Origin of the sequence: Mucilaginibacter sp. L196 (assembly GCF_009765905.1) — a bacterium.
GTDB lineage: Bacteria > Bacteroidota > Bacteroidia > Sphingobacteriales > Sphingobacteriaceae > Mucilaginibacter.
The window spans coordinates 362912-381239 of record NZ_LMUO01000006.1 but is presented as its reverse complement, the minus strand read 5'-3'; the positions used below and the strand labels follow the sequence as shown (position 1 = coordinate 381239).

At 40.5% G+C, this 18328-nt stretch carries 18 protein-coding genes; 17 read left to right on the top strand and 1 reads right to left on the bottom strand.

What is annotated here, in order from left to right:
• Positions 1–64: 64 nt before the first annotated feature.
• Positions 65–541 carry a group II truncated hemoglobin gene (locus tag GSQ74_RS02685; RefSeq protein ID WP_158989775.1) on the bottom strand — a complete coding sequence of 159 codons (477 nt, stop codon included), beginning with the start codon at positions 539–541 and terminating at the stop codon, positions 65–67.
• Positions 542–838: 297 nt separating this feature from the next.
• Between GSQ74_RS02685 and GSQ74_RS02680 the strand changes: the two genes are divergently transcribed.
• From GSQ74_RS02680 to gmd, 17 genes are all read left to right on the top strand, one after another.
• The gene (locus tag GSQ74_RS02680; RefSeq protein ID WP_158989773.1) at positions 839–1447 is read left to right on the top strand and encodes a ribonuclease HII; all 609 of its coding nucleotides are present in this window, start codon (positions 839–841) and stop codon (positions 1445–1447) included.
• Between the two features lie 43 nt (positions 1448–1490).
• Positions 1491–2699: a glycosyltransferase family 4 protein gene (locus GSQ74_RS02675; protein ID WP_158989771.1), complete on the top strand. Its 1209-nt coding sequence runs from the start codon at positions 1491–1493 to the stop codon at positions 2697–2699.
• A gap of 33 nt (positions 2700–2732) precedes the next feature.
• The gene (gcvT, locus tag GSQ74_RS02670; protein WP_158989769.1) at positions 2733–3812 is read left to right on the top strand and encodes a glycine cleavage system aminomethyltransferase GcvT; all 1080 of its coding nucleotides are present in this window, start codon (positions 2733–2735) and stop codon (positions 3810–3812) included.
• A gap of 41 nt (positions 3813–3853) precedes the next feature.
• Positions 3854–4606: a 2-phosphosulfolactate phosphatase gene (locus GSQ74_RS02665; RefSeq protein WP_158989767.1), complete on the top strand. Its 753-nt coding sequence runs from the start codon at positions 3854–3856 to the stop codon at positions 4604–4606.
• A gap of 161 nt (positions 4607–4767) precedes the next feature.
• The gene (locus tag GSQ74_RS02660) at positions 4768–5298 is read left to right on the top strand and encodes a DinB family protein (RefSeq protein ID WP_158989765.1); all 531 of its coding nucleotides are present in this window, start codon (positions 4768–4770) and stop codon (positions 5296–5298) included.
• Between the two features lie 253 nt (positions 5299–5551).
• Positions 5552–6406 (top strand): UDP-2,3-diacylglucosamine diphosphatase, encoded by an 855-nt coding sequence (locus tag GSQ74_RS02655; RefSeq protein ID WP_158989763.1) that lies wholly within the window; start codon positions 5552–5554, stop codon positions 6404–6406.
• 311 nt (positions 6407–6717) lie between these two features.
• Positions 6718–7701: a glycosyltransferase family protein gene (locus GSQ74_RS02650; RefSeq protein WP_158989761.1), complete on the top strand. Its 984-nt coding sequence runs from the start codon at positions 6718–6720 to the stop codon at positions 7699–7701.
• A gap of 206 nt (positions 7702–7907) precedes the next feature.
• The gene (locus tag GSQ74_RS02645) at positions 7908–8897 is read left to right on the top strand and encodes a DUF6427 family protein (protein ID WP_158989759.1); all 990 of its coding nucleotides are present in this window, start codon (positions 7908–7910) and stop codon (positions 8895–8897) included.
• Positions 8898–8942: 45 nt separating this feature from the next.
• Positions 8943–9635 carry a phosphoribosylformylglycinamidine synthase subunit PurQ gene (purQ, locus tag GSQ74_RS02640; protein ID WP_158989757.1) on the top strand — a complete coding sequence of 231 codons (693 nt, stop codon included), beginning with the start codon at positions 8943–8945 and terminating at the stop codon, positions 9633–9635.
• Positions 9635–10375 carry a type III pantothenate kinase gene (locus tag GSQ74_RS02635; protein ID WP_158989755.1) on the top strand — a complete coding sequence of 247 codons (741 nt, stop codon included), beginning with the start codon at positions 9635–9637 and terminating at the stop codon, positions 10373–10375. Before purQ ends, GSQ74_RS02635 begins: the two co-directional genes overlap by 1 nt.
• A complete protein-coding gene (locus GSQ74_RS02630) occupies positions 10368–11702 on the top strand; it encodes a hypothetical protein (RefSeq protein WP_158989753.1) in 1335 nt (444 codons plus the stop codon). Before GSQ74_RS02635 ends, GSQ74_RS02630 begins: the two co-directional genes overlap by 8 nt.
• Positions 11703–11768: 66 nt before the next feature.
• The gene (lptC, locus tag GSQ74_RS02625; RefSeq protein WP_158989751.1) at positions 11769–12290 is read left to right on the top strand and encodes an LPS export ABC transporter periplasmic protein LptC; all 522 of its coding nucleotides are present in this window, start codon (positions 11769–11771) and stop codon (positions 12288–12290) included.
• 102 nt (positions 12291–12392) lie between these two features.
• Positions 12393–14498, top strand: coding sequence for a peptidylprolyl isomerase (locus tag GSQ74_RS02620; protein WP_158989749.1), 2106 nt, complete (start codon positions 12393–12395; stop codon positions 14496–14498).
• A gap of 202 nt (positions 14499–14700) precedes the next feature.
• Positions 14701–15216, top strand: a complete 516-nt coding sequence (locus GSQ74_RS02615; protein ID WP_158989747.1) for a DUF2480 family protein — start codon at positions 14701–14703, stop codon at positions 15214–15216.
• A gap of 148 nt (positions 15217–15364) precedes the next feature.
• Positions 15365–16144, top strand: coding sequence for a DUF3108 domain-containing protein (locus GSQ74_RS02610; protein ID WP_158989745.1), 780 nt, complete (start codon positions 15365–15367; stop codon positions 16142–16144).
• A gap of 5 nt (positions 16145–16149) precedes the next feature.
• The gene (locus GSQ74_RS02605) at positions 16150–16713 is read left to right on the top strand and encodes a DUF3109 family protein (protein ID WP_158989934.1); all 564 of its coding nucleotides are present in this window, start codon (positions 16150–16152) and stop codon (positions 16711–16713) included.
• A 470-nt stretch (positions 16714–17183) separates the two neighbouring features.
• Positions 17184–18320 carry a GDP-mannose 4,6-dehydratase gene (gene gmd / locus GSQ74_RS02600; protein WP_158989743.1) on the top strand — a complete coding sequence of 379 codons (1137 nt, stop codon included), beginning with the start codon at positions 17184–17186 and terminating at the stop codon, positions 18318–18320.
• The last annotated feature ends 8 nt before the right edge of the window (positions 18321–18328 follow it).

Genomic DNA, 18328 nt, shown 5'->3' with positions numbered 1-18328 from the left:
TTCGTTTTGAGCAGGACTGAGAAGAGCTCTCGTGCGGCGAAGCAGCAAACTAATCAACCTTAAGTTATCCTTGAAAAGGCCCACCAGGCACTCCCCAACCCCATTTAGGCATAGGTATATCCGTTGGTTCGGTGATGTTATCCATATTTGAATTGATGACGGCAATTCGCGTTCCCCATTCCAGATAAGCTAAAAATGCCGAACGAAATTCGGGGTCGTCGGGGAGTTTTAACTCGTCGGCAGTTTGTAGCAGCAGTTCCATCCAGCGCTGGCGGTGCTGTTGGGTAAGGTGTTTTGAAAGATGGTGGCGTATCATTTCGAAATGGCTACCCTCACTTTCGCTATACAATTTAGGGCCGCCCAGCACCTCGGCCACAAAATGAGCTACATGCAACCGGTGCTCTGGTGACATATGCTTAAAAACTGGTTCCAATATATCGTCAGCTAATACCTTATCATAAAACTTATCAAACAGTTCTATAAATATGGGCATTCCCCCCGCCCATTCGTAAAGCGAAGGAATAGGTTTATTATCCATCATGGTCTTATTTTTTTAAATATAGTTATGAATAATAAAATCGCCTAATAAATTGATGATTCGTCAACCCAAATCTTATAATTTATTTTTCATTCTTGTGCGCTTCTTACATTCGTTTGCAAAGAAAAAGGAACGCAAGAAAGGAAGGAAATTGGACTTGTATTTTTCACCTCTTTGTCGCGCAGCGAAAGAGAGAGTCGGCCAGCGAAGCGTAGCCGGGTGAGTAATTTTTCCTCACATCTTTTCCACACCCCTAAATCCTCAATTTTAAAAAACGGATATTTGAAAAACTAGCTGTTGATGTTATTAGCAAGATACCAATTTGATTTGATTGAAGCCGGATGCGATGAAGCTGGTCGTGGGTGCCTTGCCGGGCCGGTATTTGCTGCCGCGGTAATCCTTCCGCATAACTTTGAGCACGAATTGCTAAACGATTCTAAGCAATTATCTGATAATGTACGCTACCAGCTCCGTAAAGAGATAGAGGAAAAAGCGATTGCTTATGCCATAGCCTCGGTTGATAATGTGGAGATAGACGAGATCAACATCCTGAACGCTTCTTTTTTAGCCATGCACCGTGCTATTGATAAACTGCATTTGAAACCCGAATTCTTAATTATCGACGGTAACCGCTTTAATAAATATCAGGACACGCCCCACCAATGTATTGTGGAGGGCGATGCCAAGTATTTAAGTATCGCGGCGGCATCTATATTAGCCAAAACCTATCGCGATGATTACATGAAGCAAATTGCCGAAGAACATCCTGAATACAACTGGCACACCAATAAAGGCTATCCAACCATAAAACACCGTAATACAGTATTGGAATTAGGTTTTACGCCATATCATCGCCGTACTTTTACAGTAAGCAAGCCGCAATTAACTATTTTTCCCGAGGGACTTTGATATAGTCGTTACAGATGGTATTTTTGTTGGAAACCAATTAAGTTTGAAGATACTTATTTTAGCTCACCGTGTTCCATTTCCGCAAAATGGCGGATACCCGATTGTGGTATACAATACCATTAAAGGCCTTGTTAACCTGGGGCACGAGGTATCGTTGGTGGCGTTAAATTCCAAAAAAAATTACCACGAACAACCTAACGACGATGTGATAAGCAAGATAAACTATCGTGCTTATGATATTGATACGCGGGTATCGGTTTTGGATGTGGCTGTTAACCTGTTCAGTAAAACATCTTTTAATATTGATAAGTATTACGATGCCGAATTTGAGCGCCAGCTGATGCGCGAGGTGCGTATAAATAACTATGATATTGTGCAGTTTGATGGGCTGATGGTATCGTTGTACTTAAACGCAGTTCGTAAAAGTTGCAATTCAAAGCTTATTTACCGGGCGCACAATATCGAAAATCAAGTATGGCAGCGTTTGGCTGGTCAAAAGAATGACCCGTTTAAAAAGTCGTATTTAAGGATGCATGCCAAGCGCATTAAAAAATTCGAGTTGGAGCAACTTAATAAAGTAGACTCAATTATTGTATTTACCGAGCAAGATAAAGCCACCATGTTATCGTATGGTACAGAAACACCTGTAAATGTATTGCCGGTAGGTTTAAATCTGGAACAGTATAAACCCGATTATACCAAAACCGAGGTGCCAAGTCTGTTTTTTCTAGGTTCGCTGGATTGGTTGCCTAACCGCGAAGGCATTGAGTGGTTTCTGGAAAATTTCCACAAAGAACTAACCAACGGCGACCTCCCCGTTAAATTTTATGTGGCAGGTAATGATATTCCCGAGCGTTTTGATGATTACGAGGTGATGGGCAAGATTTTTATCCCCGGCGAAGTTGATGACGCGCTCGAGTTTGTGAATAGTAAATCCATAATGATCGTACCGCTGTTATCCAGCGGAGGGGTGAGGGTTAAGATTGTTGAGGGGATGGCCATGGAAAAATGTATTATCTCCACATCACTCGGTGCCGAAGGAATTAATTTTACGAACGGCAAGAATATATTAATAGCCAATAATGCCGACGAGTTTTACGATGCCATAAAACGCTGCATAACCGACGAAGAGTTTTGCCGCAGTGTTGGTTTAAATGCCCGCGAGCTTATAGAGCACCAACACGATATAAATGTAGTCACCAGTAAGCTTTTTAATATATATGAGCGTTTGCTGCCTGTGGGAGTAAGCTAATTTTATTACTTTTGACGGCAATTGACCCAATTCATGAAAAATACCGCATTAACTGATATTCATATAAAAGCAGGCGCCAAAATTGTACCCTTTGCCGGTTACAATATGCCCGTACAATACGCCGGAATTAACGCTGAACACGAAACCGTACGCAAAGCCGTAGGCGTGTTTGATGTAAGCCACATGGGCGAATTTATTTTAAAAGGCGATCACGCTATCGACCTGATACAAAAAGTGAGCAGTAACGATGCTGCCAAGCTTTATGATGGCAAAGTGCAATATTCTTGCCTGCCAAACGAAGATGGTGGTATAGTTGATGATTTACTGGTTTACCGTATCGACGAAAAAACCTACATGCTGGTTGTTAACGCATCCAATATCGATAAAGACTGGGATTGGATCTCTAAGTACAATACCTGGGGCGTTGATATGAAAAACATATCCGACCGCACATCGTTGCTAGCCATCCAGGGCCCTAAAGCGGCCGAAGCGTTGCAAAGCCTTACCGATATTGATCTGCCATCAATGGAGTACTATACCTTTAAAAAAGGCAAGTTTGCGGGTATTGATAATGTTGTTGTTTCGGCAACAGGTTACACCGGTGCAGGTGGTTTTGAGGTTTATTTTGATAACGAACACGCTGAACACATATGGAATGCCATATTTAAAGCAGGCGAACCATTTGGCATAAAACCAATAGGCTTAGGTGCCCGTGATACCTTACGTTTAGAAATGGGTTTCTGCTTATATGGTAACGATATTAATGATACTACATCGCCACTAGAGGCTGGTTTAGGCTGGGTAACCAAGTTCACTAAGGATTTTGTTAATTCAGATGCTTTGCAAGCACAAAAGCAACAAGGCGTAAGCAAAAAGCTGGTTGGTTTTGAAATGATAGACCGCGGCATCCCTCGCCACGATTACGAGATTGTTGATGCCGACGGGAATAACATCGGTACCGTAACTTCAGGTACGCAATCGCCATCATTGCAAAAAGCAATCGGTATGGGCTACGTTAAAAACGAGTTTGCCAAAGAAGGCGCTGAAATATTCATCAGCATACGTGATAATAAAGTAAAGGCAAAAGTGGTTAAGCCACCTTTTTATAAATAACCCCCTAACCCCCTGAAGGGGGAATATTTTATTTAAAAGATATGTTTAACAATCATGCTGATCAAACTCCCCCTTCAGGGGGCCGGGGGGTAGACGTTTGCTTAACCCCTGCGCTTATCCCTCTTTTTGATGTAGAGAACTATATTGTAGTAGTTATCGATATTTTCAGGGCCACATCATCTATCTGTTACGGCATTGAAAATGGCGCAGAGGCTATAATTCCGGTATCAGAAGTTGAAGAATGCCTTGCCTATCAGGATAAATTCGCCGACTATATGCTAGCCGCCGAACGTAACGGTGAAGTAGTAGCAGGTTTTGATTTTGGAAATTCGCCATTCTCCTATACACACGAAAAAGTATCGGGCAAAACCATAGTGCTTACCACCACCAATGGCACCCATGCTTTGCAGCGATCTATCAAAGCAAAAAAAATAATCATTGGCTCGTTTCTCAACCTTACCTCGGTTTGTAATTGGCTAAAAGATCAGCAGGAAGATATATTGCTGGTTTGTGCCGGATGGAAAAACAACTTCAACCTGGAAGATACGCTTTTTGCCGGAGCGGTAGCAGATCAATTAAAACCAGCCGGTTTTATATTGGATGACGCTGCCATAGCTGCTTATGATCTTTTCCAGATCGGGAAAAATGATATTTCAGCCTACCTCAAAAAAACATCGCACAGCGAACGCCTCAAAGCATTAGGTATTGAAGCCGATATTGAATTTTGTTTGCAGATGGACTTGACCACCGCTATCCCTATTTTACAAGGAGATAAACTAGTTAAATTGATATAAAGGGTGGGGTGTCATGCTGAGGTACTCGAAGCATGAGCGTAAAGGCCTCTGCCCACATGCTTCGAGTACCTCAGCATGACACCCTTTTTAAGTCTTTCGAATACCAACCACAGGCTGAATTTTATTTAACAAAAAGAATTTAAAACCACTACATTTACTTTGTGAGCATAACCAAAGAGCATAAGCACCTAAACGCGATATTTGATAACTACCGCGCCCAAATCGATTCCATCCCTGATGACCAATTCGACGAAACACCACCACACGGTGGCTGGAGCTATGCCGAAGTTTACTCGCACATTATGCAGGCTACTATGGGAGCAACTATAGCATTGGAGCGTTGTACCCATCAGTCGGATAAGCCTAACACAGGTAAAGCTAGCTTAATGGGTAAAATGGTATTGCTTTTTGGCCGTTTCCCACCGGTTAAAATTAAGGAACCTCAATCTGTCAGTTCAAAAATGCCGGCAGTTAAAATTAGTAAGGAAGAAGCCCGCAACCTCATCATCAAATGCCGCAAGCGGATGGACGAGATGGTTCCTTTTACTACGGATAAATTAGCTATCCGTAGGGTTAAACATCCTCGTTTGGGCATGTTCACGGCCGCGCAATGGTTTAAATTTATCCGCATCCACCTGGCGCATCACCTCAAACAACTCGACCGCATAAAAAAAGATTTTTCAGCAAGCTAAACCATTGATATTTAACGAAGTCTTAACACTATAGTAACTTATCAGTTTTACCTTTGTTAAAAGCTTTTAAATGGATTTTGAATATTCATACATGGTTGTAATCGCTTTACTGGCAATGCTTGCCGTATTTTATTTCAGCCCTTACGAACTAAAAGTAAGTGAAGAAGAAGACAACGAATAACAGTTGGCTTAACTCACCAAACACCATTTACCGATATTCATTACCGGCAGGAACATTAACCCCCAAATTTTCATGGCAAAACGCGAAGTTGATATCGTAGTAATATCCGACGTGCATTTAGGTACCTATGGGTGCCACGCGAAAGAACTGCTTAAGTACTTAAAAAGCATCAAACCCAAAATGCTGATACTGAACGGCGATATTATTGATATATGGCAGTTCAGTAAATCGTACTGGCCCGAGGCGCATATGAAAGTGATACGCCGCATACTGAAATTTGTTACCGAAGGCATACCGGTTTATTACCTAACCGGTAACCACGATGAAATGCTGCGCAAGTTTGCCGATTTCAACATGGGATCGTTTCAATTGCTCAACAAAATAGTTTTAAATATAGATGGTAAAAAGGCCTGGATATTTCACGGTGATGTATTTGATGTTACCATGCAACATTCCAAATGGCTGGCTAAATTAGGCGCTGTAGGCTATGATACGCTTATTTGGTTGAATAGTGTTACCAATTGGGTTTTAACCGCTATGGGGCGCGAGAAAATGAGTTTCTCCAAAAAAGTAAAAGCCAGGTTTAAAGATGCGGTGAAGTTCATTAACCAGTTTGAGCAAACCGCGGCCGATCTGGCTGTCGATAAAAACTATCAGTATGTAATTTGCGGCCACATTCACCAGGCCGAGATCAGGAAGATAGAATCAACAGAAAAAAACGGTAGTGTGATCTACCTGAATTCAGGCGATTGGGTGGAGAGCCTAACCGCGCTGGAATACCACGACAAAAAATGGAAAATATTTAATTACAGACCCGAGGATTTTATTAAAGATGATAACGAAGATGATAAAACCGATGCCGAGGACCTTGATGCCAAGCTGGATGTAAAAAGCTTATTAGAAAGATTCAGACAAGAGCCATCATAATTATTTGATTAAGCAAAAATGAACTTTTTATAAAAAAAGAGAGGGGTGTCATGCTGAGCGTAGTCGAAGTATGAGCGTAAAGGCCTTTGCCCACATACTTCGACTACGCTCAGCATGACACTTTTCTCTTTACCGTCAGCTAAAGCAGATGGTAATAAATTACAATCAATCATTGCCGTTGGCTTCAGCCAACGGATGCGCAATTATATTATTAGGCTTTAGCCAAAAAAATAGCGACAATTTTGATTTGCACCCTTTTGAATTTGCCTCATGCCATTTTTTGTTGCTAACTTGAGCGCGCATTCATCAGCATGAAAATACTATACGCTATACAGGGTACAGGCAACGGCCACATCAGTCGCGCACGCGAAATTGTGCCGCTTTTGCAGCAATATGGAGATGTTGATCTGCTAGTTAGCGGTACACAGGCCGAGGTGAGTTTGGCGCAGCCTCTCAAGTATAAATTTCATGGGTTTAGCTTTGTTTTTGGCACTAAAGGCGGGGTTGATAACTGGGCAACATTTAAAATAATGAACCTGCCGCAGTTATGGCGCGATATGCATAGCCTGCCCTTAAAAGATTACGACTTGATTATTAATGATTTTGAGCCGGTAAGCGCCTGGGCATGCAGGTTGCAAAAAATACCATCGGTATCATTAAGCCATCAATGCTCGTTTGTATCGCCAAATACACCACGTCCGCAAAAATGGAACTATGCCGAGTGGCTGTTTAAGTACTATTCGCCAACTACATATCATGTAGGCTTTCATTTTGAGCGTTATGCCGATTTTATCCATACCCCGGTTATCCGCAGCGAGATCCGTAATATGGAAACATCAAACAACGGGCATTACACCGTTTATCTGCCCGCGTATGATGATAAAACATTACTTAACCACCTGAGCAAAACAGATGTGGAATGGCACATCTTCTCCAAACGACAAAAAGAAGCAACCCACATAGGTAATGTACATATATGCCCGGTAAATAATCAGGAGTTTAATAAAAGCCTGGCCAGTTGCGCGGGGTTGCTAACCGGTGGTGGTTTTGAAGGACCTGCAGAGGCCTTGTTTTTACAAAAAAAGGTATTAATGATACCAATGACCGGCCAGTATGAGCAACGTTGTAACGCCCTCTCGGCATCAAAGCTGGGTGTGCCTGTTGTTAACGAGATTGATGGCCATTTCAACAACCATATTGCCAATTGGCTTAACGATGATAAAATAATACAGGTAAACTTTCCGGATGAAACCGCTGCTATAGTAGAGAATCTGGTGAAAAAGTATGCGAGGTAAATTGTCAGGAGGTACAATACCAAACTCTACCATGTCATTGCGAGGTACGAAGCAATCTCATGCTATACAGAGCAGCTAAGCATAGTTTGCGATTGCTTCGTACCTCGCAATGACAATAGTTTTATCATTTTTAAATAGTTTATAAGCATACGATTTTAGCATAAGCGGTTTTTCTGCTAATATTGCTCCCTTAACAACAATATTTGATGATCAGTATCTTCAGGAGGTTTAATCCGCTTAACGCTTTATGGCTTTTAATACTGTTGGTTGTACTGCGTATTGGCTATTTATACAATGCGCCTGCTAATATTGAGTTTACGTTTGTTGAAACATTTGCCCGCACATTAGTGCCTTTAGCCTATGAGCATATGTTTTCGCCTGCTGCTAACATATTTATAGCCGCGATATTGGTATTTATACAAGCGTTGCTGCTTAACTTTTTAGTAAACAGGTATAATTTATTAGGCAAGTCAACTTTTTTGCCTGCATTAATGTATATAACCGTATCGGGCTTATTTACGCCGTTCCTGGTTTTAAGTCCGCCGTTGATCTGCAATTTTCTGGTGATATGGATGCTGTATAAGCTGTTTGACCTGTATAAAGGCGAGAGCGCATTATCAACCACTTATGATCTGGGGATGATCGTAGCCCTCGGTACGCTGATTTATTTCCCGTTCATCTTTTTTTTCCTGGTGATATGGATAGCGCTTATAATTTTTAGATCATTTAACTGGCGCGAGTGGATTGCCGGTATTATTGGTTATGCTACGGTGTTTTTCTTTTTAGCAGTGTACTACTACCTGCATAATCAATTTAGCGAATTTTATAAAATATGGCTGCCGCTGGGTACCAAGTTTCCTGATCGTATAAATATAACCAACTATTACAACTACCTGGTACTTATCCCGGTAATAGTAATATTGGGGCTGTGTTTTGTGAAGCTGAGGCAAAATTTCTTTAAAAGTTACGTACAGATACGTAAATCTTTTCAGCTGTTGTTTTTTATTTTTATGGTTGCCGCCTTATCATTTTATGTGCGGGCGCAGTTTAATTTAAATCATTTTTTATTGTGCACCATACCTGCCGCGGTGTTTTTTGCCTACTACTTTTTGCACGGCAACCGTAAATGGTTTTACGAAACCTTATATCTTTTGCTGTTTATCAGCATCATATACTTTCAGTTTAACACTTTTTAACTATTAAATTCGTTCATATTTCAGCTGTTATATTAGTTTTGTAACATGAAGTTTGGAGTAGTAATTTTTCCTGGGTCCAATTGCGACGAGGATATCATTTATACATTAGAGCGATTAACTGGCCAGCCGGTAGTAAAACTATGGCATAAAGACCATGATTTACAGGGTGTTGACTTTATAGTTTTGCCGGGAGGTTTCTCTTTTGGCGATTATTTACGCTCAGGCGCTATCGCCCGTTTCTCACCCATAATGACCGAGGTTATCAAGTTTGCTGAAAACGGCGGCTATGTAATGGGCATTTGTAATGGTTTCCAGGTATTAACCGAAGCAGGTTTATTGCCGGGAGCGCTTTTACATAATCAAAACCGCAAATTTATTTGCCGCAACATCTACTTAAAAGCCGAAACTTCAAACTCGTTACTTACCGCGCAGATCGATCCGCAAAGAGCGCTTAAAATCCCTATCGCCCACGGCGAAGGAAATTATTTTGCTGAGGCTGATGTATTGCAAAGCTTAAAAGATAACGACCAGATATTATTCAGGTATTGTGATGATTCGGCTTTAGTTACCGCTGATGCAAACCCGAATGGTTCTTTAGAGAACATCGCGGGTGTTTGTAATATCAAACGTAACGTATTCGGCCTGATGCCTCACCCTGAACGTGCTGCCGACAGTTTGTTGGGCAACGAAGACGGTTTAGCTATTTTCGAATCTATATTGGCATTGGTTAAGGCCTAATGGCAAACCTGGTTATTGATATAGGTAATACTAATACAAAAATTGCTGTTTTTGAGCAGGATGAATTAGTGCATATCACCCATTATCATGATCAGGATATAAAAGTTCAGGATATACTGATTGATTATAATATTAGTAAAGCCATTATATCTACGGTAAAAAATGAGCATACAGGTTGGGAATCGGTATTGAAGGAAAAAATCAAAGTGATCTATTTTAATACTGGAATGACAACAGGTATCAAAAACCATTATCTTACCCCCAAAACTTTAGGGTCCGATCGTTTGGCTGGTGTTATAGGCGCGGCTTATGCCTATCCCGGTCAAAATAGTTTGGTAATAGATGGCGGAACCTGTATAACTTATGATTTTGTGGATAGTGATTTAAATTATTCGGGCGGCAGTATATCACCGGGATTAAAAATGCGTTATAAAGCATTAAATTATTATACATCTGCTTTACCTGTAGTTAATGAGGATAGCACCTTTAATAAAATAAGTGGTAATAATACCCAAAGCGCTATAACATCTGGCGTGCAAAACGGCATAAAATACGAGCTTGAAGGTTTTATAACAAGCTATAAACAACATAAAAACGAACTTAATATTATACTAACAGGAGGCGACGGTATTTTTTTTGATACCCTGTTAAAAAATAGCATCTTTGCCCCCCATATTAAAAATGAGCCCTACCTGGTTCTTAAAGGATTAAACGCAGCCATAACAAAGCATAATGATTAAATTTACTAAACTATTTATAACGTTTTTACTTGCTCTTACAGTTTTCCGGGTAAGTGCACAATCAACAGCTACTACCAGCTCACCGTATTCGCAATTTGGTATCGGTACCCTTGATCAAATGGCATTACCGCAAACATTAGGTATGGGCGGCTTAGGTGCAGCCATTAATAACTTTAGCGGTTATTTTAACTTAAACCCGGTTAACCCGGCAAGTTATGGCAGCCTGCGTTTAACAATTATTGATATTGGTATATATGGCAGTTCTACCAGCCTTAGCCAAACCGGGCAGCCAAGCCAATCTAATGGTAATTTCAGGTTAGATCACGTTGCGTTTGCATTCCCTGTATCTAAAAAATCGGCCCTCAGTTTTGGCTTGCAGCCTTATAGCGAAATGGGTTATAGCTACAAAACCACAAAAAAGAATTTCGGTACCGGTAATGTTATCGATACTAATGCTGTTAATTATCTATACAATGGTCAGGGCGATTTATCTAAAGCTTATATTGGTTATGGTTTCGGTATAGGCAAGCATTTGTTATTGGGTGCCAATGCATCTTACATATTTGGCAACCTGCATCAATACAGCTCAACAGAAATACCAACCTTATTCAGCACGGTAAACTCTCGTGTTGAAGATAGTTATGCTATTGGTGGTGCAAGCTATGATATAGGTGCCCAGTATACCATTGACTTTAGCGATAGCAAACATTTAATATTAGGTTACTCAGCTACATTAAGCTCTAACCTAAATAGCCAGCATACGAATATCGTAAGTCAGTATACTTATGATGATCAGGGTAATGAAAATGTGGCTTCTGATACACTTTCTGAAACAAAAGATCCTAAAGCAAAACTGCGCTTGCCGTATATAGGCCGCTATGGTATAACATTTGTAAGTGATAATAAATTTTTAATCGGGGCAGAATATAGCCAGGGTAACTGGTCGCAATTAAATATACCCGGTGTAACAGGCCAGGATTACCAAAATAGTAAAACCTATAATTTAGGTGGCCAGTTTACGCCAGATGCTAATGCATTATCAAACTATTGGGCAACAATTGATTATCGTGTAGGAGTTATATATAACCAATCATACGTTGATGTGCAAACGGGTAACTCTAACACAAATATTACTGATAAAGCAGTTACCTTTGGTTTAGGCTTGCCTTTAAGGCCGGGTTATGCCAGTTATTACAAAATAAATTTTGCTGCCGAAATAGGTACACGTGGTACCCTGGCTAATGGCCTTGTAAAAGAGAATTATGTTAATTTTCATTTATCATTCGCGCTTAACGACAAGTGGTTCAAAAAATATAAACTTGATTAATTGAACATGTTAAGTCGGTCAAAACTTCTGTCAAAATTATTTTGGCCGGCAATTGTAACAGGTATCATGCTGTTTTCAGCCTGTGAAAATGACATCAATAAAGTACGTGAGCTATCAGCAAATCAGGTTAATGCCGATGTTGATACTATACACGGTGTTGATATAATTTACAGCGATTCTGCAAAAGTACGTGTTCGTGTGTTAGCTCCTTTGTTATTGCAGTATCACGGTAAAAAACCCTATGACCTGATGCCTAAAACTGTTAATGTTATTATTTTTAATAAAATAGATCTGAGCCAGATGGGTACCCTCACGGCAGATACAGGTATACAAAGCGATGATGATAATAAGTTGGAGTTCCATAAGAATGTGGTTGCCAAAAACGCAAAAGGCGAAACCTTTAAATCAGACGAGCTGATCTGGGATAAAACCTCCAAAACAATACACTCTGATAAGGTTGTTCAAATTAGAATGGCCAACGGAGATATAATGAACGGTACCGGCTTTAAAAGCGACCAAGCACTGGCTCATTGGACCATGACACAGTCAACAGGCATATTTAATGTAACCGATGCGCCAACGCAATAATTAACAGCTTTTTGACTATTTTTTTTTCTATTAAAAAATTTTACTAAAAGTTGTATCTTGCGCCTCTTTTTGGAGTACTAATAATATTATATAATTTTTTTTATGGGAATAATGGGTTTTTTGCGCAACCGGATGGGGATGATACTAGTCGTCGTTATTGGTTTTGCAATGTTTGCTTTCATCGCAGGCGAGGTTATACATTATGGCGGTTCGTTTTTTCATGGTGACAACACCGAGATGGGCGAAGTTAACGGCGAAAAAATCGCTGTTGATGAGTTTAATAAACGGGTTGACCAGAATACGGCCAACTTCCAGGCACAATCTCATCAAACTGAGATGACACCGCAAATCACCAGCTACATACAGGAATCAACCTGGAGCCAGGAGCTAAACGAAAAGATCCTGAACGCTGAGATGGACAAATTAGGCTTGGTTGTAAGCGACGATGAAAAACGTTCGTTAATCCAGGGCGATAGCCCAAGCCCGCAAATTGTACAGGCATTCGGAAACCCGCAAACCGGCCAGGTTGACAGGGCGAAGCTTAATAACTTTTTAAGCAATATATCCGCAGCTAAAAATGATGATCCAATGCTGATTCGTTGGAACGATTTTGTTGGTCACATTGTTGATGATAAACGTTCAGAAAAGTACTTGGCATTAGTATCAAACGGTTTATACGTAAACGCGCTCGATGCACAGGATGACTATGAAGCCAAAAACAAATTGGTTAATTTTAAATATGTAAAACTTGATTATACATCGATACCTGACAGTAAGGTTACGGTAACTGATGATGATTACGAAACGTACTATAACGACCATAAAGGCGAATTCAAAAATCCTGAAGAAAACAGGAGCATTGAATACGTTATATTTAACTCGGCTCCATCAAAAGAGGATTCGGCAGTTGTAAAAACAGAGGTTGATAAATTGGCACCTGGATTTAAAGCCAGCACCAATGATTCGCTTTTTGTTGAGGTAAATGCCGATACAAAAACACCACTTGCATTCCAGCGAAAAGGTCAGCTCGATCCAAAAATAGATTCTATTATGTTTGGCGCAGCTAAAGGCTTTGTTTACGGTCCTTATTTATCAGGCAACAGCTACAAACTTTCTAAATTGGTTGATGAGCAGGTAGGTCCTGATTCGGTTAAGGCAAGGCATATTCTATTGCCAATTACCAGTACTCCTGAAAAGGCATTGGCTACTGCTGATTCAATCAAAAAATTAATTGAAGGTGGTAAATCATTTGCTGATTTAGCTAAGATGTACTCAGTTGATAAAGGATCTGCCGATAAAGGTGGCGAACTTGGAACTTTTGGCCGTGGCAGCATGGTGCCAGCATTTGAAGATGCGGTTTTTGAAGGTAAAAAAGGCGATATAAAAATTGTTACTTCACAATACGGTGTACGTATCATCGATATTGAAGACCAAAAAGGTTCATCAAAAGTAGTTAAGGTTGCTACAGTGGATAAATTGTTAACAGCAAGTTCTGCAACGCAATCAGCGGCTTATAGCAAAGCGCAGGCATTCCTGGGCACATTAAGCGGCGATAATTTTGACGATCAGGCAAATAAAGCAGGTTTAAAAATTGTTCAGGCTCCTGATTTAAACCCGATCGCATCAACATTTAATACCATCACCAGTGGCCGCGAAATTGTACGTTGGGCTTATAAAGCAAGCTCAGGCGATTTCTCCGACCAGGTATTCACCAGCGGCGACCAGTATGTGGTAGCTCGTTTAACACAAATTAACCCTAAAGGTACATTACCTTTAAGCGCTGTTAAAAAGCAAATAGCACCACAAGTACTTCTTGCTGTTAAAGGCAAAGCGCTTGCCGATAAATTGCAATCAGCAGTTAGTGGCGCATCAAATATCAATCAGGTAGGTCAAAAAGCAGGTTCACCTGTTGTTCCTATACAGAATATAGTTTTTGCTAACCCGGTAATCCCTGGTTCATCAGCAGAATATAAATTAATAGGTACTGTATTCGGTTCGCAGCCGGGTAAAATATCTGCTCCTGTTATAGGCCAGTCAGGTGTTTATGTGTTTACTGTTGATAATTTCATTAAACCTGCACCACTTGCAAATGCCTTAAGGCAGAAACAGGAATTGGGCCAGGCTTTATTGCAACGTTCACAACAAGGTATATTAGAAGCACTGAAAGATAAGGCGAATGTAAAAGATTACAGAGTTAAGTTCTTATAACCAAATTAAAAGTAATTTTGTATCCGGGATCAGCGTTAAGCTTTTCCCGGATTTTTTATTTAATAGGATTAGATTGTAGATTGTCATCTCGACCGCAGGGAGAGATCTTCTACAATTAACATAGCGGACTTACAGGGCGAAGAAGATTTATCTCTTCGTTCGAAAAGACAAGGGTGTAGAAACCGAAATAAAATATAGGATTATGGACATTCAGGAAAATATAATCAATAAAGTAGCGCAGAGTGGTTTGGTAACGCTCGATCCGGCTTCTTTCTATCCGCAAGGCGAACGTGTGTTGTATGATATTAAAGATAACCTGTATATGGAGCTTATCCTCCGCGAAAAGGATTTCCGTGAGTTTGTAAAAATGCACGACTGGGTACAGTATGCCGGTAAAAATGTAGCCATAACCTGTACTGCCGATGCTATTGTACCTGCCTGGGCGTATATGTTAATTGCTAATAGGCTGGCACCACATGCCAGTGAAGTTGTTTTTGGTGATTTAGAGCTGTTAGAAACGGTTTTGTTTATAAAAGGTATATCTGGTGCCGACCTTGAACAATATCGCGACCAGCGCATCGTTTTAAAGGGCTGTGGCGACATACCTGTACCGGTATCAGCCTATGTTGAACTGACGAAAAAATTAACGCCTATAGCCAAGAGCCTGATGTTTGGCGAACCATGTTCTACAGTGCCTATTTATAAAAGGAAAGATTAGTCTTAAGTCGAAAGTCTTGAGCCGAAATACAAAGCGCAGGCCTGTGCGATACCTTTCCTTGGAACAGGGAAAGGAGGAGGATAGGGTAAAATATGCGACGGGCTTTAAAGCGATTTCCGACTTACAATAGACTAGTATCACCCCATAAATGAAAAAATACTTTTTAACCCTATTACTTATTACCGGTTCTATCAGCCTAACCTTAGCCCAGGAGTTAACCATGGTTAACGACCCAGTTTTTAAAGTAGGTGAACAATTAAGCTACCGTTTAAAATACGGTTTCTTCACCGCTGCCGAGGCCGATCTTAAGGTTGAAAACACTGACATCAAATACAATGGCCACCCGGCTTACCATATCGTTGTTGAAGGTAAAACTGCCGGCTCGTTTGATGTTTTTTATAAAGTACGTAACCGGTACGAGAGTTATGTGGATCAAAAAACCTTATTACCTTATTATTATGCCGAGAACCGCCACGAAGGCAACTGGAACCATAGCGATAAGGTGACCTTTAATCATGAAACCGATAAGATAACGGCCAATAAAGGTACTTATCCGTATACAGGCAAGGTATTTGATTTTGTATCGGCTTATTATTTTGCCCGTACCATTGATATATCAAAAATGCACATTGGCGATAAATTTGAGTTGAAGTATTTTTTGGATGATGGCATCAACTCGTTAGGGATAACTTATGTGGGTAAAGAAAAGGTAACTTGCTCAATGGGCACATTCAATTGCCTTAAGTTTAACCCAACTATTATTCCGGGGCGTATATTTAAAAAGAATAGTAAGCTATATTTGTGGATTACTGACGATGACAACCGTATACCTGTAAAAGCGCAGGTTGAAGTTATTTTGGGCAGTATAACCATGGATTTGACGGGAGCTAAGGGGCTTAAATTTCCGTTAAATGCAATAAAGAATTAATTATGATGATTGAAGTAGGGAGTGTATTGGTACACGAGGATGTAGTGAAAAATAACTTTGTGTGCAATTTAAGCAAGTGCAAAGGTGCTTGTTGTTTGGAAGGCGACTCGGGCGCGCCGTTAAATGCAGACGAGTTAGATATCCTAAAAGAGATCTACCCAAAGGTAAAACCATACATGAACGCCAAAGGTATCGCGACTATTGAAAGAGTAGGTACCCACGTTACCGATTTTGAAGGCGATTATACCACCCCATGTGTTGATGTAAATAAAGAATGCGCCTACGTGGTATTTGAAAATGGCATCACCAAATGCGCTATCGAAAAGGCTTATGAGCACGGCGACATCACCTGGAAAAAACCAATCTCCTGCCATTTATACCCTATCCGTATCACCAAATACCCTGAATTCGATGTGCTGAACTACGACCGCTGGAGCATTTGCAGCCCGGCCTGTACCTTCGGCGATGAATTACAAGTACGTGTACATGAGTTCCTGAAAAACCCACTCATCCGTAAATATGGCGAAGAGTGGTATGAGGAGCTGGAGGACGCTGTGGCGAATTTGTAGAATTGATTTCTATTAACTTATTTATATATTTAAGCCACCTAATAGGTGGCTTTTTTGTTTATATGAGGCTATCAAATAATAATATCATTGGCTTGTCAATAATTATTTTAGGAATTGGTATGCTTATTTTGGGAGCGTCACTTTTTACTTATCGAGGTAACGGGTTAAGTCCTATAATAAGTAAGTTAGGAATGTATTCTTTCTTCTTGTGGTTGCCGACTATCATCGTTGGATTTATAATAACCCTTTCAAAAAAGAAAAATTCAAACTAATAAGCTGTTTAAAAACCATGTCATTGCGAGGAACGAAACAATCGCACGTAGAAAAGCGGTCTTGCACAGTTCGCGATTGCTTCGTTCCTCGCAATGACATGCTTTGCATTTTTAAACAGTTTGTAAGAACAATACCCGCCTTTTGCAATTAAATCTCTAATATTGTAACATACTTACCGTGGTATAATAATATTATTAATGAAAACAGCTCTGATAACAGGTATTACCGGGCAGGATGGCGCATATTTAGCAGAGTTTTTGCTAAAGAAGGGCTACATGGTGCACGGTATCAAGCGTAGGGCATCATCATTCAATACAGATCGTATCGATCATCTCTACCACGATCCACATGAACCTAATGTTAAATTCAAGCTGCATTACGGCGATTTAACCGATTCTACCAACCTGATCAGGCTTATACAGGAGATCCAACCTGACGAGATATATAACCTTGCCGCCCAAAGTCATGTAATGGTAAGCTTTGATACACCCGAATATACCGCCAACGCGGATGGGATAGGGGTATTGCGGATACTGGAGGCGGTACGTTTATTAGGCTTAGGCAAAAAAACAAGAATATACCAGGCCTCCACATCCGAGCTTTATGGTTTGGTACAACAGGTGCCACAAAGTGAAACCACACCGTTTTATCCACGCTCGCCATATGCGGTGGCTAAAATGTATGGCTACTGGATCATCGTAAACTATCGCGAAGCATATAATATGTATGCCTGCAATGGTATACTCTTTAACCATGAAAGCCCTGTACGTGGCGAAACATTTGTTACCCGGAAAATTACCCGTGCGGTATCAAAAATAGCTTTAGGTTTGCAGGATGTTTTATACCTCGGTAACCTATCCGCGCAACGGGATTGGGGCCACGCCAAAGATTATGTGGAGGCCATGTGGCTGATGCTGCAGCAGGATAAAGCAGAAGACTTTGTAATAGCAACCGGTATAACCACTACCGTTAGGGAATTTATAAAAATGGCTTTTTTAGAGTTAGGTATCGAAGTTGAGTTCAGCGGCAAGGATCAAAACGAAAAAGGCGTTATTATTGATATTGACGAACAAAAGGTTACTGAATTGGGTTTAAACCCTGATGCCTTACGGTTTGGCCAAACCGTAGTTAAGGTTGATCCGAAATATTTTAGGCCAACCGAGGTTGATTTGTTAATTGGAGATGCATCAAAGGCAAAACAAAAATTAGGATGGCAGCCAAAATATAGCTTGCAGGCCTTAATAAGTGACATGGTAAAGTCGGACCTGCACTTGGTGAAAAGAGACGACTATTTGAAAAAAGGTGGTTATAAAACACTTAACTACTTTGAATAAAATATTAA

Coding starts and splice junctions, on each gene's coding strand:
- GSQ74_RS02680 (WP_158989773.1), top strand. CDS start 839: ATGTTATTAGCAAGATACCAATTTGATTTGATTGAAGCCGGATGCGAT.
- GSQ74_RS02645 (WP_158989759.1), top strand. CDS start 7,908: ATGATCAGTATCTTCAGGAGGTTTAATCCGCTTAACGCTTTATGGCTT.
- GSQ74_RS02615 (WP_158989747.1), top strand. CDS start 14,701: ATGGACATTCAGGAAAATATAATCAATAAAGTAGCGCAGAGTGGTTTG.
- GSQ74_RS02630 (WP_158989753.1), top strand. CDS start 10,368: ATGATTAAATTTACTAAACTATTTATAACGTTTTTACTTGCTCTTACA.
- gcvT (WP_158989769.1), top strand. CDS start 2,733: ATGAAAAATACCGCATTAACTGATATTCATATAAAAGCAGGCGCCAAA.
- GSQ74_RS02650 (WP_158989761.1), top strand. CDS start 6,718: ATGAAAATACTATACGCTATACAGGGTACAGGCAACGGCCACATCAGT.
- GSQ74_RS02685 (WP_158989775.1), bottom strand. CDS start 541: ATGATGGATAATAAACCTATTCCTTCGCTTTACGAATGGGCGGGGGGA.
- GSQ74_RS02620 (WP_158989749.1), top strand. CDS start 12,393: ATGGGAATAATGGGTTTTTTGCGCAACCGGATGGGGATGATACTAGTC.
- lptC (WP_158989751.1), top strand. CDS start 11,769: ATGCTGTTTTCAGCCTGTGAAAATGACATCAATAAAGTACGTGAGCTA.
- GSQ74_RS02635 (WP_158989755.1), top strand. CDS start 9,635: ATGGCAAACCTGGTTATTGATATAGGTAATACTAATACAAAAATTGCT.
- GSQ74_RS02610 (WP_158989745.1), top strand. CDS start 15,365: ATGAAAAAATACTTTTTAACCCTATTACTTATTACCGGTTCTATCAGC.
- gmd (WP_158989743.1), top strand. CDS start 17,184: ATGAAAACAGCTCTGATAACAGGTATTACCGGGCAGGATGGCGCATAT.
- GSQ74_RS02665 (WP_158989767.1), top strand. CDS start 3,854: ATGTTTAACAATCATGCTGATCAAACTCCCCCTTCAGGGGGCCGGGGG.
- GSQ74_RS02655 (WP_158989763.1), top strand. CDS start 5,552: ATGGCAAAACGCGAAGTTGATATCGTAGTAATATCCGACGTGCATTTA.
- purQ (WP_158989757.1), top strand. CDS start 8,943: ATGAAGTTTGGAGTAGTAATTTTTCCTGGGTCCAATTGCGACGAGGAT.
- GSQ74_RS02605 (WP_158989934.1), top strand. CDS start 16,150: ATGATTGAAGTAGGGAGTGTATTGGTACACGAGGATGTAGTGAAAAAT.